General features: G+C 61.8%; 21 protein-coding genes and 1 pseudogene. 10 read left to right on the forward strand and 12 right to left on the reverse strand.

Translation table 11 applies throughout. The annotated features are described in order from the left end of the window. Positions 1–5: 5 nt before the first annotated feature. Positions 6–2,516 carry a DNA ligase D gene (gene ligD / locus AC3EMP_RS04225; RefSeq protein WP_352710504.1) on the forward strand — a complete coding sequence of 837 codons (2,511 nt, stop codon included), beginning with the start codon at positions 6–8 and terminating at the stop codon, positions 2,514–2,516. Positions 2,517–2,735: 219 nt separating this feature from the next. On the opposite strand, the gene AC3EMP_RS04230 is transcribed toward ligD, so the two are convergent. Then, entirely contained in the window at positions 2,736–3,410 is a 675-nt protein-coding gene (locus tag AC3EMP_RS04230; protein WP_023687541.1) for an ArsR/SmtB family transcription factor, read from the reverse strand. Between the two features lie 69 nt (positions 3,411–3,479). Here AC3EMP_RS04230 and AC3EMP_RS04235 point away from each other — a divergent pair, with 69 nt between their 5' ends. The 3 genes from AC3EMP_RS04235 to AC3EMP_RS04245 all read left to right on the forward strand — a co-directional run bounded on the left by AC3EMP_RS04235 (position 3,480) and on the right by AC3EMP_RS04245 (position 4,466). Beyond that, positions 3,480–3,683 (forward strand): DUF1127 domain-containing protein, encoded by a 204-nt coding sequence (locus AC3EMP_RS04235; protein WP_352710507.1) that lies wholly within the window; start codon positions 3,480–3,482, stop codon positions 3,681–3,683. Positions 3,684–3,768: 85 nt separating this feature from the next. After that, a complete protein-coding gene (locus AC3EMP_RS04240; RefSeq protein ID WP_352710509.1) occupies positions 3,769–4,125 on the forward strand; it encodes an NIPSNAP family protein in 357 nt (118 codons plus the stop codon). Next, positions 4,122–4,466: an antibiotic biosynthesis monooxygenase family protein gene (locus AC3EMP_RS04245; RefSeq protein WP_023825845.1), complete on the forward strand. Its 345-nt coding sequence runs from the start codon at positions 4,122–4,124 to the stop codon at positions 4,464–4,466. Before AC3EMP_RS04240 ends, AC3EMP_RS04245 begins: the two co-directional genes overlap by 4 nt. 159 nt (positions 4,467–4,625) lie before the next feature. Here the strand turns inward: AC3EMP_RS04245 and mbfA are convergent, their stop codons facing one another. Further along, the gene (mbfA, locus tag AC3EMP_RS04250; RefSeq protein WP_023728761.1) at positions 4,626–5,609 is read right to left on the reverse strand and encodes an iron exporter MbfA; all 984 of its coding nucleotides are present in this window, start codon (positions 5,607–5,609) and stop codon (positions 4,626–4,628) included. 164 nt (positions 5,610–5,773) lie between these two features. Here mbfA and AC3EMP_RS04255 point away from each other — a divergent pair, with 164 nt between their 5' ends. After that, a complete protein-coding gene (locus tag AC3EMP_RS04255; RefSeq protein WP_023728762.1) occupies positions 5,774–6,094 on the forward strand; it encodes a hypothetical protein in 321 nt (106 codons plus the stop codon). A gap of 111 nt (positions 6,095–6,205) precedes the next feature. On the opposite strand, the pseudogene AC3EMP_RS04260 reads toward AC3EMP_RS04255, so the two are convergent. From AC3EMP_RS04260 to AC3EMP_RS04295, 8 genes and pseudogenes are all read right to left on the reverse strand, one after another. Then, positions 6,206–6,578, reverse strand: a pseudogene (locus AC3EMP_RS04260) (endonuclease domain-containing protein). Between the two features lie 96 nt (positions 6,579–6,674). Further along, on the reverse strand, positions 6,675–7,046 hold the full coding sequence (locus AC3EMP_RS04265; RefSeq protein WP_352710512.1) for a hypothetical protein: 372 nt from the start codon (positions 7,044–7,046) through the stop codon (positions 6,675–6,677). Between the two features lie 319 nt (positions 7,047–7,365). Further along, positions 7,366–7,713: a hypothetical protein gene (locus AC3EMP_RS04270; RefSeq protein WP_352710515.1), complete on the reverse strand. Its 348-nt coding sequence runs from the start codon at positions 7,711–7,713 to the stop codon at positions 7,366–7,368. A 294-nt stretch (positions 7,714–8,007) separates the two neighbouring features. Next, positions 8,008–8,520, reverse strand: coding sequence for a hypothetical protein (locus AC3EMP_RS04275; protein WP_352710518.1), 513 nt, complete (start codon positions 8,518–8,520; stop codon positions 8,008–8,010). Between the two features lie 112 nt (positions 8,521–8,632). Continuing rightward, complete coding sequence (locus AC3EMP_RS04280) at positions 8,633–9,484, reverse strand: NUDIX hydrolase (RefSeq protein WP_352710521.1); 852 nt, start codon at positions 9,482–9,484, stop codon at positions 8,633–8,635. Positions 9,485–10,026: 542 nt separating this feature from the next. Beyond that, positions 10,027–10,683, reverse strand: a complete 657-nt coding sequence (locus AC3EMP_RS04285) for a hypothetical protein (RefSeq protein WP_352710524.1) — start codon at positions 10,681–10,683, stop codon at positions 10,027–10,029. A 257-nt stretch (positions 10,684–10,940) separates the two neighbouring features. Beyond that, on the reverse strand, positions 10,941–12,746 hold the full coding sequence (gene lepA, locus AC3EMP_RS04290) for a translation elongation factor 4 (RefSeq protein ID WP_023701927.1): 1,806 nt from the start codon (positions 12,744–12,746) through the stop codon (positions 10,941–10,943). Positions 12,747–12,885: 139 nt separating this feature from the next. Then, positions 12,886–13,257: an endonuclease domain-containing protein gene (locus AC3EMP_RS04295; protein WP_023681256.1), complete on the reverse strand. Its 372-nt coding sequence runs from the start codon at positions 13,255–13,257 to the stop codon at positions 12,886–12,888. 194 nt (positions 13,258–13,451) lie between these two features. Between AC3EMP_RS04295 and AC3EMP_RS04300 the strand changes: the two genes are divergently transcribed. The 3 genes from AC3EMP_RS04300 (at position 13,452) to msrA (ending at position 15,354) form a co-directional block, all read left to right on the forward strand. Next, a complete protein-coding gene (locus tag AC3EMP_RS04300; RefSeq protein WP_488494587.1) occupies positions 13,452–14,153 on the forward strand; it encodes a DUF1223 domain-containing protein in 702 nt (233 codons plus the stop codon). Between the two features lie 79 nt (positions 14,154–14,232). Next, positions 14,233–14,517 carry a hypothetical protein gene (locus AC3EMP_RS04305; protein ID WP_352710528.1) on the forward strand — a complete coding sequence of 95 codons (285 nt, stop codon included), beginning with the start codon at positions 14,233–14,235 and terminating at the stop codon, positions 14,515–14,517. Between the two features lie 111 nt (positions 14,518–14,628). Next, positions 14,629–15,354, forward strand: a complete 726-nt coding sequence (msrA, locus tag AC3EMP_RS04310) for a peptide-methionine (S)-S-oxide reductase MsrA (protein WP_023714439.1) — start codon at positions 14,629–14,631, stop codon at positions 15,352–15,354. A 166-nt stretch (positions 15,355–15,520) separates the two neighbouring features. On the opposite strand, the gene AC3EMP_RS04315 is transcribed toward msrA, so the two are convergent. Then, a complete protein-coding gene (locus AC3EMP_RS04315) occupies positions 15,521–16,525 on the reverse strand; it encodes a cytochrome d ubiquinol oxidase subunit II (RefSeq protein WP_352710531.1) in 1,005 nt (334 codons plus the stop codon). 108 nt (positions 16,526–16,633) lie between these two features. Then, positions 16,634–17,995 (reverse strand): cytochrome ubiquinol oxidase subunit I, encoded by a 1,362-nt coding sequence (locus AC3EMP_RS04320; protein WP_352710534.1) that lies wholly within the window; start codon positions 17,993–17,995, stop codon positions 16,634–16,636. A 269-nt stretch (positions 17,996–18,264) separates the two neighbouring features. On the opposite strand from AC3EMP_RS04320, the gene AC3EMP_RS04325 reads away from it, so the two are divergent. Together AC3EMP_RS04325 and AC3EMP_RS04330 are read left to right on the forward strand one after the other, a co-directional pair. Then, positions 18,265–19,191, forward strand: a complete 927-nt coding sequence (locus AC3EMP_RS04325; protein ID WP_023687524.1) for an ABC transporter ATP-binding protein — start codon at positions 18,265–18,267, stop codon at positions 19,189–19,191. Further along, entirely contained in the window at positions 19,188–19,949 is a 762-nt protein-coding gene (locus AC3EMP_RS04330; RefSeq protein ID WP_023681263.1) for an ABC transporter permease, read from the forward strand. The genes AC3EMP_RS04325 and AC3EMP_RS04330 overlap by 4 nt, the downstream gene beginning before the upstream one ends. Positions 19,950–19,969: the final 20 nt, after the last annotated feature.

The following is a 19,969-nucleotide window of genomic DNA, read 5'->3' on the forward strand; positions in this document are numbered from 1 at the left end:
GCGCCGTGGCCAGCCTCGAACAATATCAGTCCAAACGCGATTTCAAGAAGACGGCCGAGCCGGCGGGCAAGGTGGCGCGCGGCAAGCAGCCCGGCGGCATCTTCGTCGTCCAGAAGCACGACGCGACCAGGCTGCACTATGATTTCCGCCTCGAGCATGAGGGCGTGTTGTGGAGCTGGGCGGTGACGCGGGGCCCGAGCCTCGACCCGCACGAAAAGCGGCTGGCCGTGCATGTCGAGGACCACCCGATCGACTATGCCGGCTTCGAGGGCACCATTCCCAAGGGCGAGTATGGCGGCGGCACCGTCATCGTCTGGGACGAAGGCACATGGACGCCAGAGATCGACCCGGCCAAGGCGATGAAGAAGGGCCATATCGACTTCGAACTCAACGGCCAGAAGCTGAATGGGCGGTGGCATCTGGTCAGGTTAAGACCCCGCCCGGGCGAAAAGCGCGACAACTGGCTGCTGATCAAATCCGACGATGCCGCCGCCCGCCCCGGCGAGGATATCCTGAAGGACGCACCGAAATCGGTGAAGTCCGGCCTGACCATCGAAGAGGTCGCGGAAGGCAAGACCGCCGACGGCAAGAAGCCGAAGGTCTGGCACTCCAACAAGCCCGCGGCATCCAGCAAGGCGAAAGCCGGCAAGCGCCTCGACTTCGTCGAGCCGCAACTGGCGACGCTGGAGCGCGAGGCGCCGCCCGGCGAGGACTGGCTGCATGAGGTGAAGTTCGACGGGTACCGCATGCAGGCGCAGATCGCCGGCACGGAAGTGCGGCTGCTGACCCGCACCGGCCTCGACTGGACGGAGAAATTCGGCCCTGAGATCGTCGCGGAACTGGCCCAGCTGAAATGCAGCGACGCCATCATCGACGGCGAGATCGTCGTGCTCGCCGACAGCGGCGTTTCGTCTTTTTCGCTGCTTCAGCAGGATCTCTCCGCCAATCGAACCGACCGCTTCACCTACTTTGTGTTCGACCTGATGCGGCTTGACGGCAAGGATTTGCGCCGCGAGCCGCTGGTCGAGCGCAAGCAGGCGCTGCAGGAGATGCTCGGCGAGACGGCCGAAAATGCCGCCGTCCGCTTCAGCGACCATTTCGCCGAGCCCGGCAAGATCATGCTGCAGCACGCCTGCCGCATGGGCCTTGAAGGCATCGTCTCCAAGCGCGCCGATGCGCCCTACCGCAGCGGCCGTGGCCCAAGCTGGGTGAAGTCGAAATGCACGGCCCGCCAGGAATTCGTCATCGGCGGGTATCTGCCCTCGGACAAGACCGGCCGCGGCCTGCGTTCGCTGCTGGTCGGCTACCACGAGGGCGGCAAGCTCCACTATGCCGGCCGCGTCGGCACGGGCTTCACAGCCAGGAGCGCCACCGATTTGAAGAAAAAACTCGATGCGCTGAAGGCAGACGCCTCGCCGTTTGCCGCCGCGGTGCCAAAGGGCAAGGGTTTGGTCTGGGTCAGGCCCGAACTTGTCGGCGAAGTGGAGTTCCGCAGCTGGACCTCGGACCGTATAATACGCCACGCGTCGTTCCAGGGACTGCGCGAGGACAAGCCGGCGGAGGAAGTCGTGCAGGAAAAGCCATCGAAGGCGGCAAACAAGGCAAAGCCGGCGGCAGGCGGCGCCGGCAAGGCCGCCGGGGCTAAGGCGCCCGCGACGATCACGACCAGCGTAAAACTATCCCATCCTGACAAGCTGCTGTGGCCCGAGGAAAAAATATCCAAGCAGGACTTGCTCGAACACTACGCGCTGGTCTGGCCGCGCATGGAGCAGTTCATCGTCAACCGGCCGCTCAGCCTGGTCAGGGCGCCGGATGGCATCGGCGGTCCGCGCTTCTTCCAGAAACATGCTTCGGCCGGCATGAGCGACAAGATTGCCCGCATGAAGGACCCGACCGATGGCGAGGAAATCCTGTTCATCCGCGATTTCGACGGCCTTGCCGCTCTGGTCCAGTACGGCGTGGTCGAGGTCCACATCTGGGGCTGCAAGATCGATGAGCTGGAAAAGCCGGATCAGATCATCTTCGATCTCGATCCCGACGAAGGCGTCGACGTCAAGGCGGTGCGCGAGGCCGCGCTCGACATCAGAGGCAAGCTCGACGATCTGTCGCTGCCGAATTTCGTCAAGCCGTCAGGCGGCAAGGGCTATCACGTGCTGGTGCCGCTGAAGCCGTCGGCGGATTGGGAGGCGGTCAAAACCTTCTCGCATGATTTCGCCAAGGCGCTGGAGCAGGCCGCGCCCGACCGCTACACGGCGACGCTGTCGAAAAAGGCGCGCACCGGAAAAATCTTCGTCGACTATCTGCGCAACGGCAGGGGCTCGACCACCGTCGCGCCCTACTCTTCCCGCGCCAAGAAGGGCGCGACGGTCTCGGTACCGGTGACGTGGGCGGAGGTTGAGAAGGGGCTAGCGCCGAATTCCTTCCCGATCGGCGACAAGACGACGCTGAAGGAATTGGAGAAGGCCGATCCGTGGGCGGATTTCTTCGAGCAGGCGAAGGTGCTGAAGCGGGGGTGAGCGTCGCGCGCCTCACCTGCTACGCAAGCGTTCCGTCACACCCCCCTCTGTCCTCAAGGGGGGAGATTGGCAGCTTCGAGGCGCAGCTCACCTTTACGATGTTCGAGATTGGCGAAAGCTGTTGAGCGCGTAATCTCCCCCCTTGAGGGGGAGATGGCCGGCAGGCCAGAGGGGGGGTGCTGTTCCCGCCAGCGTCGCCCAATTAGCGCTGCCGAACCTCTACGCCAAAAACACCCGCTCGAACGCCTGCTTCCCCGGCGGTGAAAACACCACCGCGCGGCTGTCCTTCTCCCGCCTTGCCCATTTCTCCGCCAGGATCTTGTCCAGAATAGCCGCGCCCAGCGTTCCCGCAAGGTGCGAGCGGCGCACGCTCCAGTCGAGGCAGGCGCGGCAGACCGGCCGGCGCGGCTTGGCGCCGACGTCGATGCCGATGGCCGAAAAATGCGAGGCTGCTGCTGGCCCCAGCCTCATCTCATTGTCGTCGCGCAACAGGATGCCGCGCGCGACGAGGCGGTCGAGCATCGCCACCGCATGTTCGCCGGCGAGGTGGTCGTAGCAGACACGGGCGACGCGCATGGCGCCGTCGCGCGGGCCGGGCCGCACCCGCTTGGGGCCGACCGCTTCGGCCACCCCGGTGATCGCCTCGATCATGCCGGCAACCTGCGGCCCGGCGAGGCCGTAATAGCGATGCCGGCCCTGGCTGGCCAAAGTTAAAAGCCCGCCCTCCATCAGTTTCGACAGATGCGAGGACGCCGTCGGCAGCGAGACGCCGGCCTCCAGCGCCAGTTCGCTCGCCGTCAAAGCCGTGCCGCCCATCAGCGCATTCAGCATGTTTGCCCGCGCCGGATCGCCGACCAGGCTGGCAATGCGGGCAATGTCGGGTCCTTCACGCATAGTTAGGTCTTCATCGAAGCATTCTCGTCAGATAAGCATTATTGTCGGGCGGGATCAAGGAGAACGTCGATGCCAACCGCTTCCGCCCCACTCGCCAGCCGCCGGCCGTTCCCGTTCGTCACCTGGCTGCAACGGCGGCTTCTCGCCCGCTGGTACGACCGCCATCTGCAGCGGCTAGACCTCGAGGAGGTCGACGACCATCTGCTGCGCGATCTCGGCCTGACCCGTGAGGATGTGCGCCGCGAATGCGCAAAATCCTTCTGGCAGGCCTGACCGCCAGCGCTTTTGCTTAGCAGACCCTGCGGCACAACGTTTCGACGCCGCTCGAACTATCCACGCGAAACCCAAGGAGATCACGATGACCATCACTTGCTTCATCCGCTATGAGATCGACCCGTTCGGCAAGCCGGCCTTCGAGCAATATGCCAAGGCCTGGGGCCAGGCCATCCCGCGCTGCGGCGCCGATCTGATCGGCTACTACGCCCCGCATGAGGGCTCGGCCACCACCGCCTACGCCGCCTACAACATCGACAGCCTCGCCGCCTACGAAGCATATCGCGCCCGTCTCGCCGCAGATCCGGCGGGCAAGGCCAATTACGAATTCGCCCGCCGCGAAAAGTTCATCTTGAAGGAGGACCGCATCTTCCTGAAGCTGGTGTCGGGGCCGCATGGACCGCGGCAGCTGTTCCGGACCGCGGTCAAGGAGGAGATATGATCGCTGTCATCTTCGAGGTGCAACCGGCTGAGGGAAAGCGCGATGCCTATCTCGGTATCGCCGCCGAGTTGCGGCCGCTGCTCGACGGCATAGACGGTTTCATCTCGATCGAGCGCTTCCAGAGCTTGGTCGACCGGAACCGCGTCCTGTCGCTGTCCTTCTGGCGCGACGAGGAAGCGGTGAAAGCCTGGCGCAACACGGAAGAGCACCGGCAGGCGCAGAAAGCCGGTCGCGGCGGAATCTTTGCCGGCTACCGGTTGCGGATTGCGCATGTGCTGCGGGACTATGGGCTGACGGAGCGGGATGAAGCGCCGGCCGACAGCCGGGCGGTGAATGGGTGACTAGGTATCGGCGTCGCGCCAGGCCCCCTCATCCGGCCGCTTCGCGGCCACCTCTCGCCGCTGGGGAGAAGAGACTGGCGCAGGCGTCGAAAACCTCCTCTCCCCTCGGGGAGAGGTCAGCCGAGCGAAGCGGAGGCTGGGTGAGGGGGCGCTTGGCGCTCATGCATTCCCGATCAGCACCCCGGCCGCAAACACCAGCGCCCCGCCCAGCACCACCTGAAACGCCGCGCGCAGGAACGGGGTCTGCATGTAGCGGTTCTGGACGAAGGCGATTGCCCACAGTTCGAAGAACACCACCACGGCCGCCACCGCCGTCGCCGTCCAGAAATGCGGGATGATGTAAGGCAGCGCGTGGCCCAGCCCACCCAGCGTCGTCATGATGCCGACGGTCAGTCCGCGCTTGATCGGCGAGCCACGCCCTGACAATTTGCCGTCGTCCGAAGCGACTTCGGTAAAGCCCATCGAGATGCCGGCGCCGATCGAGGCGGCGAGGCCAACGAGCAGCGTCTGCCAGGTGTCGTGCGTGGCAAACGCCGCGGCAAAGATCGGCGCCAGTGTCGACACCGAGCCATCCATCAGCCCGGCCAGTCCCGGCTGCACATAGGTCAGGATGAATTGGCGCTGCTCGGCGCTGGCTTCCTCGTCCTTCACCTCGCCCGGCACAAGTTTCTGTTCCAGCCGATGCGCCGAATTTTCATGGCTTTGCTCGGCCGCGGCCAGGTCGCCGAGCAGTTTCCGCGTCGAAGCATCGCCGGTGCGCTTGGCCGCCTCGACATAGAAGCGGTAGGCCTGCCGCTCCATCTCTTCGGCTTGGCGCCGCACATGCTCGATGCCGAGCGGCCGCACCAGCCAGTCGGGCTTGCGCTCGTAATAGCCTTTCACGTGCTCGCGGCGCAGCAACGGAATGCGCTCGCCGAAACGCTTGCGGTAAAGCTCGATCAGGGAATCGCGATGGCCGTCCTCCTCCGCCGCCATCGCCTCGAACACTTTCGCCGATTGCGGAAAACTGTCCGCCAGCCCGTCGGCATAGGCGCGGTAGATGCGCCCGTCATCCTCTTCGGATGAAATTGCCAGGGCCAGGATCTCCTGTTCCGACAGCGTTTCGAAAGGACGGCGGCCGAAACCGAAGACACGGGAAAGCATGAGAAATTCACCCCAGTTTAGAACAATTCTAAACTAGGCGCTGCAGTCTCCGCGGTCAATCGCCGGTCAAGAAATGTTGAAGCGCCGGATTGCAACGCGCCCTTCATTATCGGCAAATGTTCACCTATATTGTCGCGACACGCAAAGCGAAAGGTATCCAAGAGATGACGGCAAAGCCGCATGACCACTTCGATCCGAAACCCGTCCTCGATCTGATCGCCAGCATCGAGGCCGATTTGCAGCGGCTGAAAGGCCTGGTCGAACAGCAAGTCGAAAAATTCGACCCCGCCAATCCGCACAACAAGGCGCCCGACGGCAAGCTGACCGAGGAGGGCGTCGAATGCTGCTACCGCCTGTTCGACGAAGGCAGGTCGCGCTACTCGGTCGCCCAGCAGATGAAGATCTCGTTTGCCGCCGCGACGCACCGGTTCAACTCCTGGCGCAAGGCGGGCGGGCCGAAGCGGCAGAGGGCATTGCTGGGATAATTGGCGAAAGCCAAGGCGGAACCCGATCTCCCCCCTCGTGGGGAGATGGCCGGCAGGCCAGAGGGGGGCGCTGTCCCGCCGACCTTTCCCTGCCCTAAAGCCCAGCACCGTTCAGGATGCGCCTCCAAGCCCAGCCGCAATCACAATATGCTGACAGACATTGTCGATGTCGCGGATGACGTCGTCATTCCAGAACCGCAGGACGGTTCCAGCCATCTTGTTCGAGGTGCGATGTCCGCGTTTCTTCACCGGCAGCCGCGCCGGCGTCCGCATGCTGGGAGCCATCGACTTCGATGACCAGCTTCTTCTCCGGGCAAGCGAAATCGACGATGTAGGCGGCAATCGGAAATTTGTCGCCGGAAGCCAAGCCCCATCAGCCGGTGGCACGAAGTTCGTTCCAGAGCTTGAGTTCGGCTGGCGTCAGGACTTTGCGCATCGATCTGGCGTTTGCGCGATGTCGAGGCGGTAGAGGCGTGTGCGGCATTACGATGCTCGGCGGTTGCCGAGGCTTGCGCTCTACGGCGCCCCCCTCTGTCCTGCCGGACATCTCCCCCACTTGGGGGGAGATTGGCTGTACTTCCTACGGCGTCAGTTCAATTTCCTCCGTCTCGCCGCCATTGCAGGTGTAGCAGCAATCCTCGCATCTTTCCTTGTTGTTGGGGCCGACGCCCCAATAGGTTCCCTCGTCGCCGTCGACCCAGGCGCCGTAGCAGATGGACTCGCCCTCGTCGCACGACACCGGGATCTGCTTGGTCTCGCCATCGTCGAGATAGAAATCCTTGTCATTGCCCGGCCAGACATAGTCGCGGTCCTGGCTGTAGAGCTCGAGGCGCATGGCGTTGGGATGGCTGTTCTTGACGGCGAAGGTGATGTCGGCGGCGTAGGCCGACGGCGCAAACAGCGCGGCAAGCGAAAGCGCAACGACGATGCGGCGCAGACAAGTGAAAAACATGGTGTTTCCCCCGAGGCAAATCGGCCCCCCGGCCGAGGGAATCAGCATCGCATGATGGCGGCGGAGATTGAAGGGCGGGGCGTGACTGATTTTGGGGGGATTGGGAGAGGTTGGTGGAGCTGCTGATCTCCCCCCTCGTGGGGGAGATGCCTGGCAAGGCAGAGGGGGACGCTGTCCCGCCGACCTCTCATTCCTGCAGCCGCGCCATTTCAATTTTAGGCTTGCTGATCCGTACGCTGGCGATCCTTCGCGCCCCCCTCTGTCCTGCCGGACATCTCCCCCACGAGGGGGGAGATCAGCAGCTTCGGCGCCCCGCCCCTCACTCAACCAGATCGATCGTCTCGGTCGTCTTCTCCACGCAGATGAAGCAGCACGTATCGCAAGGCTGGTCATTATCCGGCCCGACGCCGGCCGAAATCGCATCATTGCCATTCACCCAGGCGCCGTAGCAGATGTTCTCGCCCGGATTGCACGAGATCGGCACCGACTTCTGCGAGCTGGGTTCGATCAGAAACACCTGGTCGCCGCCCGGCCACGACATCTTGCGATCACGGCTGAACAGCTCCACCGCGACTGCCTGCTTGCGCAGGTTCTTGACGAAGAACGCCATGTCGGCGGCGTGGGCGGGGGTGGCGAGGAGCAGGGCGGCAAGGGTGAGGCGGAGCATGATGGGCGGTCCCGAATCGGAGATGCGAGGGTCGCACGCCGCGAGGGCCGGGCCTAGAGCCACGGCTAGGCAAGTCCCCCTCACCCGGATTGCCAGCCGAATTGCGAAAGGCAATTCGGGGCAATCCGACCTCTCCCCGAGGGGAGAGGAGCTCGCTCGGCGCTGGTGCTCGCCTCTTCTCCCCAGCGGGGAGAAGGTGGCCGCGAAGCGGCCGGATGAGGGGGCGGCCTCGTGATACCCTACGCCCCCTACTGCCCCACTTCACATGCGGCGCCAGCCGTCGGATCGCGTCAATCACCTCGGCGACTTCAGCAACGTCCATATCCAGCCGGCAAAGGTCAGCACCAAAAACGGATAGCCGGCGGCGGGCAGCGGCGCCGAGGTCGGCAGCAAGGGCGCGCCCCACAGCACCATGGCCACGGTCACGACAAACAGGATGGCGGCGATGAGCCCGGTGAGTCGCATCCACAGAGCAAACGTGTTCGCCGCACCGATCAGAACGAGCGCCGCCGCCCACAGCGAGATGCCGCCGACATAGGAGGGAACGCTGGCCTCCAGCCCCGCCGCATTGCCTGATATGATCAAGCTCTCGCCGACGAGGAAGGTGAGGAACCCGGCAGCTATGCAGTCATTGCCCAGCCGCTGGTACTTCATGGTGAGCAGCGCGGTTGCCACCACAAGCGCCACGCCGTCGATCGCCCAGAGGGTTTCGCGGAGCGGAGCGCTGGCGACGAAGGTGCCGGCCAAGCCAAAGGCGCCTCCGATGGCAAGGCCGATTGCGGCGGTGGTGTCTGAGGTGGTGCGCATGTGGTGTCTCCCAAGATGGGAGGATACTCTAGAGTGGAAGCCTTCTTAAGGGTCCAGTTGTTCAGAGGGGTAGCGGCCGGCTCGAAGCGGATGGTGGCGTTCGTTTCGAGCATCACGACCGCGCGTCCCACAATGTCTTTTGGGCTGAGCTGTACTCAAGCTGCTGGGAAAATCGCTCTTTGAGAATGTGCCTGGACCATTGATCTATTTTCCCGATATTTTCGGCGATGCCCGTTGCGTCTATCTTCGAGCCCGTGCCGTATTTTTCCTTTTTCGTAAGACGAACGAACTCGCGATCGTCTATCTGTACCTTCGTGTAGTCCAAATCGCGCTCAACAAAAAAAGCAACGGCTATGTGCTGTTCCGACTTCTTGCCATCTCGTATCCAGACGCAGATCGGCTCCTCGTCGCTTCCATTTATGTCAATACCAAGCTCCTCCTTAACCTCCCGGTATAAGCATTGCTTTAGTATCTCTATGCTACTCGGGCTATCGAAAAGCGTCTTATCCTCTTCTCTAACATGTCCACCAAAGTAGAGAAGTATCTTTCCGTCTTCAGGAGAGCCTGCTGGTGAGTTATCCTTACGCTTTCTGGCAACAATAAACTTCAAGTCATCCGTGTCTTTAATAAATGCTATTGGAATCAGCTGAACCGTCTGCTTATTCTTCTCGACTTTGTCGCGATCATCAAACTGAAGGTGCGACTCTACCAGCTTTTCGATCTTCGAAAAACCAAATACGTCGCCGATATCAAACTTTTCAATTTCCTTCTTTGGTAGAAACCCGATCTTCTCCTTGGCAACGCTCTCCAACTTTTCAAGGCAGAGTTTAGTTACTTTGAAGCTAACCTCATTCTGATCCAATTCGTCGGTATTGAAATTAAAAACGTGCCGGAACATCTTCGCTGCTTTTTTCTCAACGACCTTGGCGGCGTTCCGGTATCCTACAAGCACGGATTCGCGCATGACGCTCCCCCCTCTACGGGTCAAAAGGTTCTTGTATTCCCTTGCTAGCGAAGTGGCAGGCGACGCGTCAAACAAAATGACCAAATCCACCATCATACGGAAGCGCGGCGACGTAAAGAAACCGTTAAATCGATCGTAGTCCTCTTCCCTCAAGTAACCTTCGGATTTTTGCCACTCGAACCAACAAAGAGTGTCGAAAAAGCCTCTATCGAGAATGACTATGTCGTACTCGCGTGGTCGATTAGAGATAATTTCGGACAGCTGATTAAGGGATGCGCAGCCATTCCATATGTTAAACAGAGGGTCGAACTTGTTTTCTATCGGGCATACACTAGCACGCTCCGTGAGAACTCGTGTTTCAAAGTCATTTCTTCTTAAGAATATGTCGAGTGACGATATACACGAAGATTTTCCAGACTTTGGTGCCCCAGCAAACTCAATTACAATAGGACGCCTAGAAAGCGTGCTTCGCTTTAAACGTAGAACTTGGCTGGCTTGTTTTTCAAGGTTTTGGATACGTCGTTCGACCTCAGCATCGGATATCATTTCTGCCCGCCCCGGAGCCTATCCATTTCTTGCATACCCGTCTCTTCGAACCGATCTATCAACCGCCCCGCCAAAAACCCGGCGAAAAAGCCTAACGCGCCCGATATATAAATATGGCTGTCCGAAAACTTGCTGGGAGTTTCCAACGAAGCCAGCAATGCAACCTTCCATACAAAGAAAGAGCACATAGATAATCCGATTGCAAATATTGGCCTAAGCAAAAAGAACATGAATGTGCCAACGTATTGGAAGCTGGCTCCATTCTCGGGTTTGAAGCTATAACTATCATCTATACACGCTTTGTACAGCTTCCTACTATAAAAAATGGAAGATCCCAAAGCCGACATTGAAATAGCAACGTACAAGGGGAGGAGTGACTGGGCGTCGCCAGAGAACAATTTTAGGAAACAAATTGTATAGTAGAAGGAGGCGGCTGATATAATGGCATAGTAGCCGAATAGAAATACAACGCCTTTAATTCCCAGTTGTAGGCGCTTGTAATCTCTCAACTCTGCCATATGATTCGCGTTCGCTTGAGGTGAATCAAGATAAACAATGTGGTTGAGGATGTAAATTAGCTTTTTCGGATGAACGACCTTCTCCTCGACGTCACCGAGTATGGAGGGCGCTATCTCCCCGATACGCCCTTTCACTTGGACTAGCCGAATTCGATCGCAGCCCTCGGCGAGGCAACTGAAAGCGAACGGGGCGGATATTCTAACCACATGAGATGCACATCAGTCGGCCACACTGTCATTGCTCTGTCCGACAGAAGGTCTGCCGTTCAGGAGTCAAATTGTCCGCAAACCTTCCTTTGCAATCAACTTGGTGCAGCTTGTGGTCCGTTGGCTGCGGCAATGCCTCCGGCATTTCCCACCCAGGCTTGCGTCCGGCCAAAAGGCCGGACCGCTTAGTCCCCCATCTTCAGCGCCTGGATAAACGCCTCCTGCGGGATATCCACCTTGCCAAACTGGCGCATCCGCTTCTTGCCCTCTTTCTGCTTGTCGAGCAGCTTGCGCTTGCGGGACACGTCGCCGCCGTAGCACTTGGCGGTGACGTCCTTGCGCAGGGCCGAGATGGTTTCGCGGGCGATGACCTTGCCGCCGATCGCGGCCTGGATCGGGATCTTGAACAAATGGTTCGGGATCAGCTCCTTCAGCTTCTCGCACATCTGGCGGCCGCGCTTTTCCGCCGCCGTGCGGTGGACCAGCATGGACAGCGCGTCGACCGGCTCTTCATTGACCAGGATCGACATCTTCACCAAATCGCCTTCCTTGTAGTCGGTCAGATGATAGTCGAAGGAGGCGTAGCCCTTGGAGATCGATTTTAGGCGATCATAGAAGTCAAAAACCACTTCGTTGAGCGGCAGGTCGTAGATCAGCATGGCGCGCTTGCCGACATAGGACAGGTCGGCCTGGATGCCGCGCCGGTCCTGGCAGAGCTTCAATATGCCGCCGAGATAGTCGTCCGGCGTCAGAATTGTGGCGCGGATCCACGGCTCCTCGATGGCCGAGATTTTCACCACGTCGGGCATGTCGGCGGGGTTGTGCAGTTCCTTGACCGAGCCGTCATTGAGCAGCAGCCGGTAGACGACGCTCGGCGCGGTGGCGATCAGGTCGAGGTTGAACTCGCGCTCCAGCCGCTCCTGGATGATTTCGAGGTGCAGCAGGCCAAGGAAGCCGCAGCGATAGCCGAAGCCGAGCGCGGCGCTGGTCTCCATTTCATAGGAGAAGCTGGCGTCGTTGAGGCGCAATTTGCCGACGGCGGCGCGCAGATCCTCGAAGTCGGCGGCGTCGACCGGGAACAGGCCGCAAAACACCACCGGCTGCGCCGGCTTGAAGCCGGGCAGCGCATGCGCCGTCTGGCGCTTGTCCTCGGTGATGGTGTCGCCGACGCGTGTGTCGGCCACTTCCTTGATCGAGCCGGTGAAGAAGCCGAACTCGCCGGGGCCGAGCTCGTCGACATTGATGCGGGCCGGCGTGAACACGCCGGTGCGCTCGACCAGATGTTTTGCGCCGGTGCCCATCATGCGGATGGTCGCGCCCTTTTTCAAAACGCCGTCGATGACGCGCACCAGAACGATGACGCCGAGATAGGCGTCGTACCAGCTGTCGACCAGCATGGCTTTGAGCGGTGCTGACGCATCGCCTTCGCGCGGCGGCGGCAATTGGTGGACGATGGCTTCCAAGACATCCGGAATGCCGAGGCCGGTCTTGGCCGAGATCAGCACGGCGTTGGAAGCGTCGATGCCGATGACCTCCTCGACCTGCTCGCGGATGCGCTCGGGCTCGGCGGCCGGCAGGTCGACCTTGTTCAGCACCACGACGATCTCGTGATTGTTGTCGATGGCCTGGTAGACATTGGCCAGCGTCTGCGCCTCGACGCCTTGGCTGGCGTCGACGACCAGCAGCGAGCCCTCGCAGGCGGCCAGCGACCGCGACACTTCATAGGCGAAGTCGACATGGCCGGGCGTGTCGATGAGGTTGAGGATATAGTCCTCGCCATTGTTGGCGCGGTATTTCAGCCGCACCGTCTGCGCCTTGATGGTGATGCCGCGCTCGCGCTCGATGTCCATCGAGTCCAGCACCTGCTCCTTCATGTCGCGCAGCTCCAGCCCGCCGGTGGACTGGATCAGCCGGTCGGCAAGCGTGGATTTGCCATGGTCGATATGGGCGACGATTGAGAAATTGCGGATGTGGTCGAGAGGCGTGCTCATGGCGCGCGCTTTAGCAGGGGCGGGTTGCAGGGGCAAGCGGGGTGGCGGTGCCCTTGCCTTCTCCCCTTGTGGGAGAAGGTGGATCGGCGCGCAGCGCCGAGACGGATGAGGGGTGTTCCAGCTTGACGCCGGCGTTCTTTCACCGCCATGGCTGCAAACTGACATCCCTTACATAAGCGATTATCGTGGTGCAGACGCTGTCCATGTCTTTCAGGACATCGTCGTTCCAAAAGCGCAACACACGAAAGCCTCTCGCCTCCAGTTCCGTTCTACGGGCCTGGTCTGACTCTGAGTCCGCATGCTGACTCCCATCGATCTCGATGATGAGGAGTGATTCAAGACAAGCGAAATCGGCGACGTATTTTCCAACAGGAACTTGGCGCCGAAATTTGATCCGATCGAGCCTGCGGTCACGTAGTTCGTGCCACAGTTTGTCTTCCGCCTCCGTCATTTCACGTCGGAGCGAACGGGCAAAGTTTCGTTTGGCAGGAGCGACGGGCTGATGTGGCATGACGTTAGATTAACCAACGTCTCACTCCGCTGGAACACCCCTCATCCGTCTCGGCGCTTCGCGCCGATCCACCTTCTCCCACAAGGGGAGAAGGCAACGACGCGTCGGCCCCCAATCACGAAGCGGTGAACCATGTAACGAAGCCTCGGGCAGCGGCGAAGTGTGGGATGAACCCGCCGCAACGGAGACCCCCGATGACTGGACTTAACCCAAAACGCAGCGCGATGCTGGCTGCCGCAGGCGCGGCGCTGATGATGCTTGGCGGCACCGCCTTTGCCCAGCCGCTCACCGTGGTCGAATTGTTCACGAGCCAGGGCTGTTCGTCCTGTCCGCCGGCCAATGCCAATCTGATCAAGGTCAAGGACCAGCCGGGCGTTCTGGCGCTGTCGTTCAACGTTACCTACTGGGACTATCTCGGCTGGAAGGACATTTTCGGCCGCGAGGAATTCACCCAGCGCCAGGTGCGCTATGAGCCGTCGCTCGGCCGCTCCGGCCCGTTCACGCCGCAGGTGGTGGTCAATGGCGGTGCCGATGCGGTGGGCGCGGCATCAGGCGAGATCGAGCAACTGATTTCCGCGAGCGGTCACACGAAGGGGCCGATGCTGTCGCTCGACGGCGGCAAGATCAGCATCGGCGCCGGTTCCGCGCCGGCCGGCCGCGCCGATGTCTGGCTGGTCCGCTACAACAAGGGCGTCATCGAAGTGCCGGTGGCGCGCGGCGAGAATACCGGGCGCACGCTGCCGCATGCCAATGTCGTGCACTCGCTGGAGAAACTCGGCAGCTGGAGCGGCGGCGCCACCACACTGCCGCTGCCGGCGGCAAGCGGCGGGCTGAGCACCGCGGTGCTGGTGCAGTCGCCGGGTGGTGGGCCGATCCTGGCTGCAGCCGCCGACTGATTCTTTTTCTACGCAACGCCGCTAGCGCGGCATAACCGGGCCCGCATCCGCGCGCCCTCTTCAAGGAGGAAATACCATCATGACCAAGATCCTGACCGCACTCGCCTTTGCGCTTTCGATGACCGCCTTCGCCGCTGGCGCCCGCGCCGAAGACGCGACCAACGCCATGAAGCCGGCGATGGCAACCGATGCGATGAAGCCCGCGACCGATGCCATGGCGCCGGCGACCGATGCCATGAAGCCAGCCGATCCGATGGCGACGAATGCGATGAAACCCGCCACCGACGCCATGAAGCCGGCCGATGCCATGAAGCCCGCAACGGATGCGATGAAGCCGGCGGACGCCATGGCGCCCGCGCAATAAGGCTTGATCCCATGGCCCGGCCGCACAGTGGCCGGGCCGGCGCACGGCAATTTGAGAAACCAGGCGGGACGTTCTGTCGTATAGTCTTCGCCACCATCAAGGAGATCAGACATGACCGGCATTGCAAGGACGAGAACGCCGATCTTCAAGAGCGCGCTTGCCGCGCTCATCGTCGCCGCCGCCGCGGCCGCCTTCTGGCAGAGCCCGGCGCGCTCGGCCGAGGACGCGGTGGTGATCCCGCCGCCGGCAGTGGACGAGAAGGCCGCCAGCGGCAGCGAGAAGGCTATCTTCGCCGGCGGCTGCTTCTGGGGCGTGCAGGGCGTGTTCCAGCACGTCAAGGGCGTGACCAAGGCCGTCTCCGGCTACACCGGCGGCGCCAAGGATGACGCCGTCTACGAAACGGTGGGCAGCGGCCGCACCGGCCACGCCGAATCGGTCGAGATCACCTACGATCCGTCCAAGGTGACCTACGGCCAGCTGCTGCAGGTCTATTTCTCGGTCGCCCACAACCCGACGCAGTTGAACTTCCAGGGCCCGGACTCGGGCACCCAGTACCGCTCGACCATCTTTGCCGAGAATGGCGAGCAGCAGAAGATCGCCCAGAGCTACATCGCCCAGCTCGACCAGGCCAAGGTGTTTTCAAAACCCATCGTCACCACGCTGGAGACGGGCAAAACCTTCTATCCGGCCGAGGAATATCACCAGGACTTTCTGACGCTGAACCCGACCTACCCCTACATCGTCTACAACGACCTGCCCAAGGTGGCGAATTTGAAGGCGCTGTTCCCGGGGTTGTATAGCGAGAAGCCGGTGCTCGTGCTGGCGGGGAAGAGCTGAGCACCTAATCTCCCCCCTCGAGGGGGAGATGTCGCCGGAGGCGACAGAGGGGGTCGGTCCGACCGGACGCGACCTCCTGCGGCAGAAGAAGGTTAGCGCTCCACGCGCGGCGACCCCCTCTGGCCTGCCGGCCATCTCCCCCTCAAGGGGGGAGATCAGCTCCCCTTCAATCATACGTCAGATCCGTCGCCTTGCCCCCAAACACCCGATACGCATAGAACGAATAGAAGATGATCACCGGCAGCACGACCACCGTGCCGGCGAGGATGATGGCCAGGCTTTCCGTCGCCGACGCCGCCTGCCAGATGGTCAGCCTCTCGGGCACCACGAAGGGGTAGAACGACCAGGCAAGCCCGGCAAAGCCGAGCGCGAAGATGGCGGCGAGCGTCAGGAACGGCCGCAGCGCATGGCGGTCGTCGGGCTTGGGCAGGTGGAAGGTCTGCCGCCACAGCCACAGGAACAGCAGCGCCGACAGGATCGGCAGCGGCGACAGAAAGAGCATTTCGGGCCAGACGAACCATTTGGCGAAGATGCGCGGGCTGGCGAATGGGGTCGCCAGCGACACCGCCGCCATGCCGAGCGCGGTCAGCACCAGGGCTGTCCGCAGCCAGGCCACCGCCTTCCTCTGCAATTCGCCCTCGGTCTTGTAGATGACCCAGGCAGCGCCCATCGCTGCATAGGCCGCCGACAGGCAGAGCGCCACCAGCGCCCCGAAAGCGATGCCGCCAAAGCCGACATCGAGGCCAAGCACATAGCCGCCGAGCATATAGCCTTGCGCCAGCGAGGCGATGACGGAACCGAGGAAGAAAATGCGGTTCCAGCGATGCTTCTTGCCGGCGGGCACCTTGGCGCGGAAATCGAAGGCGACGCCGCGCAGGATGAGGCCGACCAAAAGCACGAAGACCGGAATGTAGAGCGCGGTGAGGATGACGCCATGCGCCAGCGGGAAGGCGACCAGGAGCAGGCCGACGGCCAGCACCAGCCAGGTCTCGTTGGCATCCCAGAACGGGCCTATTGCCGCGATCATGGTGTCCTGCTCGGCATCTTCGGCGACCGAGAACAGGATGCCGATGCCGAGATCGAAACCGTCGAGAATGACGTAGATCAGGATGGCGAGGCCCATCAGGCCGGCGAAGATCAGGGGCAGCGCGGTTGGCCAGTCGAAGCTCATCGGTCTGTCATCCCTCTCATCAACGGTTCTGCCCTTCGCTATGGCTCCGGGCGTTCGTCATTCGGAAAGCCAAATCGTTGGCTTTTCGTCCGCTACGCGGACCATTCCTCACTCCGCTGCGGCCGGTTGCGACATCGCCGTCTTCATGACGCCCGGCAGCGGCGAGGTATCGCCGTCCTTGGCGGCCTTCAGCGCCAGGTGCACCAGCACGCCAAGATAGGCGATCAGCAGCAGCACATAGAGGATGAGATAGATGGCGAGCGTCAGCGCGACATGGCTGCCGGCGACCGGGCCGATAGCGTCGGCGGTTTTCAGCACGCCGGTGACCAGCCAGGGCTGGCGGCCGATTTCGGTGGTGTACCAGCCGGCCAGCGTCGCCAGCCAGCCCGACAGCGCCATCGGCACCATCAGCATGGCCAGCGGCCTCGGCAGGCTGTGGCGGCGCTTGAGGAAGAAGGTCGCCGACCACGAGACGATGAGCATCAAAATGCCGGTGCCGACCATGATGCGGAAGCCCCAGAACACCGGGAAGACCGGCGGATGCAGGCCGGGATAGTCGTTGAGCCCCGGCACGATGCCGCTGGTGGAGTGACGCAGCACCAGGCTGGCGCCGTCGGGAATGGCGATCTCGAATTTGTTTTCCTTCGCCGCCTCGTCGGGCAGCGCAAACAGCACCAGCGGCACGTTGGGGCCGGTGTTCCAGTTCGCCTCCATGGCCGCGATCTTCTGCGGCTGGTGCTCCAGCGTGTTCAGCCCGTGCTGGTCGCCGGCGAAGATCTGGATCGGGATCAGGATGGCGGCGGTGAAGACGCCGGTGCGCAGCGCCTTCCACATCGATTCCGACCGGTCGCCGGTGAGATAGCGCAGCGCCGACAGGCCGGCGATCAGGAACGACACCGTCAGGCCGGAGGCAAGCAGCATATGCGTCAGACGGTAGGGCATGGACGGGTTGAAGACGATCGCCCACCAGTCGACGGGATGCGCCTTGCCATCGATCATCTCGAAGCCGGCCGGCGTCTGCATCCAGGAGTTCAGCGCAATGATCCAGAAGGCCGACAGCGTGGTGCCGCCGGCGACCAATACCGTCGCCAGCGTGTGGACGCGGTTGGAGACGCGGCGGAACCCGAACAGCATGATGCCGAGGAAGGCCGCTTCGAGGAAGAAGGCGGTGAGGATCTCGTAGGCAAGCAGCGGCCCGGCGATGTTGCCGACCTTTTCCATATAGCCCGGCCAGTTGGTGCCGAACTGGAAGCTCATGGTGACGCCGGAGACCACGCCCATGGCGAACGACAGCGCGAACACTTTCACCCAGGTGAGATAGGCGCGCATCCAGGCGGAATCATTGGTGGCGTTGTAGCGAAGCTTGAAGAACAGCAGCACCCAGCCAAGCGCAATCGTGATGGTCGGAAACAGGATGTGGAACGAGATATTCGCCCCGAACTGCATTCGCGACAGGATGAGCGGGTCCATGCGGGCTCCGGCTGCTGTTTGTTGGCGCAGAATAGGCGGCGGATGCGGTCCGGTCAAAGCGGCTTGGCGTCACGCGGGGCGCGTTGTCGCAGCAGATGGGATCAATCCGTCAGTGCCCCGATACCCCATGACGAAACGGCAAAAGGGGAACGTTTGTCCACAATTGTCAGCAGCGGCATTGACTTCCCGCCGTGCGCACCGACATTCAGCGCAATAATAATCCCCGCCTCTTTCAAACAGTCGTTTTCGGCCTCATGTCTTCCACTAATTTGCCTTCCATCATTTCGATTTCCGGGGTCACCAAGACCTACGCCACCGGCTTCAAGGCGCTGAAGGAAATCAACCTCGACATCGAACGCGGCGAGATTTTCGCGCTGCTGGGGCCGAACGGCGCCGGCAAGACGACGCTCATCTCGATCGTCTGCGGCATCGTCAACCGTTCGTCGGGAACGGTGACCGTCGACGGCCACGACATCAACCGAGACTACCGCGCCGCGCGCAGCCTGATCGGGCTGGTGCCGCAGGAGCTGACCATCGACGCGTTCGAGAGCGTCTGGGCAACCGTAACCTACAGCCGCGGCCTGTTTGGCAAGGCGCCCAATCCGGGCTTCGTCGAAAAGGTGCTGCGCGACCTGTCGTTGTGGGACAAGAAGGACGCCAAGGCGATCACGCTGTCGGGCGGCATGAAGCGGCGGCTGATGATTGCAAAGGCGCTCTCGCATGAGCCGCGCATCTTGTTCCTCGACGAACCCACGGCCGGCGTCGACGTCGAACTGCGGCAGGACATGTGGGCGATGGTGCGACGGCTGCGCGACGACGGCGTCACCATCATCCTCACCACGCACTATATCGAAGAGGCCGAGGCGATGGCCGACCGTGTCGGCGTCATCAACCGCGGCGAGATCATCCTGGTCGAGGGCAAGGCCGAACTGATGCGCAAGCTCGGCCGCAAGCGCCTGATCGTGGAATTGCGCAACCCGCTCCCCGCCATTCCCGATGCATTTTCGCACTACGCGTTGGAGCTGTCGGGCGATGGCACACAGCTGACCTACACCTATGACAATCAGAGCGAACGCCCCGGCGTCGCATCGCTGCTGCGCGAACTCGAGACGGCCGGCATCCAGTTCCGCGACATGGACACGCAAAACAGCTCGCTCGAGGAGATCTTCGTCAATTTGTTGAGGCAAGAGCCATGAATTGGCGAGCAGTATGGGCGATCTACCGGGTCGAGATGGCGCGTGCGTTCCGCACCGTGCTGCAGAGCATCGTCTCGCCGGTGATCTCGACATCGCTTTATTTCGTCGTCTTCGGCTCGGCCATCGGCTCGCGCATCACCGAGATTGACGGCATCAGCTACGGCGCCTTCATCGTGCCCGGCCTGATCATGCTCTCACTGTTGACGCAGTCGATCTCCAACGCCTCCTTTGCCATCTATTTCCCGAAATTCGTCGGCTCCATCTACGAGCTCCTGTCGGCGCCGGTGTCGTATCTGGAGATCGTCATCGCCTATGTCGGCGGCGCCGCGACCAAGTCGATCATCCTCGGCCTGATCATCCTGGCGACGGCCTCGCTGTTCGTGCCGCTCACCATCCAGCATCCGTTCTGGATGCTGGCCTTCCTTGTGTTGACGGCGGTGACCTTCAGCCTGTTCGGCTTCATCATCGGCATCTGGGCGAAAAGCTTCGAGCAATTGCAGCTGGTGCCGCTGTTGATCATCACGCCGCTGACCTTCCTCGGCGGCAGCTTCTATTCGATCAACATGCTGCCCGAGACCTGGCGCACGGTGACGCTGTTCAACCCGGTCGTCTACCTGATCAGCGGTTTCCGCTGGAGCTTTTACGGCAAGTCCGATGTCTCGGTCGCCGTCAGCTTGGGCATGACGATGGTGTTCCTCGCCATCTGCATCGCCATCGTCGCCTGGATCTTCCGCACCGGCTACCGGCTGCGCAACTGACCCTGCCGCTCTAAAGCGCG

The sequence above is a fragment of the Mesorhizobium sp. P160219 genome, from assembly GCF_057786095.1.

Bases quoted from the DNA above. Each gene is read 5' to 3' on its own strand.
- mbfA (WP_023728761.1), bottom strand. From the start codon at position 5,609: ATGCTTTCCCGTGTCTTCGGTTTCGGCCGCCGTCCTTTCGAAACGCTG.
- AC3EMP_RS04330 (WP_023681263.1), top strand. From the start codon at position 19,188: ATGAATTGGCGAGCAGTATGGGCGATCTACCGGGTCGAGATGGCGCGT.
- AC3EMP_RS04320 (WP_352710534.1), bottom strand. From the start codon at position 17,995: ATGGACCCGCTCATCCTGTCGCGAATGCAGTTCGGGGCGAATATCTCG.
- AC3EMP_RS04280 (WP_352710521.1), bottom strand. From the start codon at position 9,484: ATGCGCGAATCCGTGCTTGTAGGATACCGGAACGCCGCCAAGGTCGTT.
- AC3EMP_RS04315 (WP_352710531.1), bottom strand. From the start codon at position 16,525: ATGAGCTTCGACTGGCCAACCGCGCTGCCCCTGATCTTCGCCGGCCTG.
- AC3EMP_RS04245 (WP_023825845.1), top strand. From the start codon at position 4,122: ATGATCGCTGTCATCTTCGAGGTGCAACCGGCTGAGGGAAAGCGCGAT.
- AC3EMP_RS04305 (WP_352710528.1), top strand. From the start codon at position 14,233: ATGACCAAGATCCTGACCGCACTCGCCTTTGCGCTTTCGATGACCGCC.
- AC3EMP_RS04240 (WP_352710509.1), top strand. From the start codon at position 3,769: ATGACCATCACTTGCTTCATCCGCTATGAGATCGACCCGTTCGGCAAG.
- AC3EMP_RS04270 (WP_352710515.1), bottom strand. From the start codon at position 7,713: ATGCTCCGCCTCACCCTTGCCGCCCTGCTCCTCGCCACCCCCGCCCAC.
- AC3EMP_RS04275 (WP_352710518.1), bottom strand. From the start codon at position 8,520: ATGCGCACCACCTCAGACACCACCGCCGCAATCGGCCTTGCCATCGGA.
- lepA (WP_023701927.1), bottom strand. From the start codon at position 12,746: ATGAGCACGCCTCTCGACCACATCCGCAATTTCTCAATCGTCGCCCAT.
- AC3EMP_RS04235 (WP_352710507.1), top strand. From the start codon at position 3,480: ATGCCAACCGCTTCCGCCCCACTCGCCAGCCGCCGGCCGTTCCCGTTC.
- AC3EMP_RS04230 (WP_023687541.1), bottom strand. From the start codon at position 3,410: ATGCGTGAAGGACCCGACATTGCCCGCATTGCCAGCCTGGTCGGCGAT.
- AC3EMP_RS04265 (WP_352710512.1), bottom strand. From the start codon at position 7,046: ATGTTTTTCACTTGTCTGCGCCGCATCGTCGTTGCGCTTTCGCTTGCC.
- AC3EMP_RS04295 (WP_023681256.1), bottom strand. From the start codon at position 13,257: ATGCCACATCAGCCCGTCGCTCCTGCCAAACGAAACTTTGCCCGTTCG.
- AC3EMP_RS04300 (WP_488494587.1), top strand. From the start codon at position 13,452: ATGACTGGACTTAACCCAAAACGCAGCGCGATGCTGGCTGCCGCAGGC.
- AC3EMP_RS04255 (WP_023728762.1), top strand. From the start codon at position 5,774: ATGACGGCAAAGCCGCATGACCACTTCGATCCGAAACCCGTCCTCGAT.
- msrA (WP_023714439.1), top strand. From the start codon at position 14,629: ATGACCGGCATTGCAAGGACGAGAACGCCGATCTTCAAGAGCGCGCTT.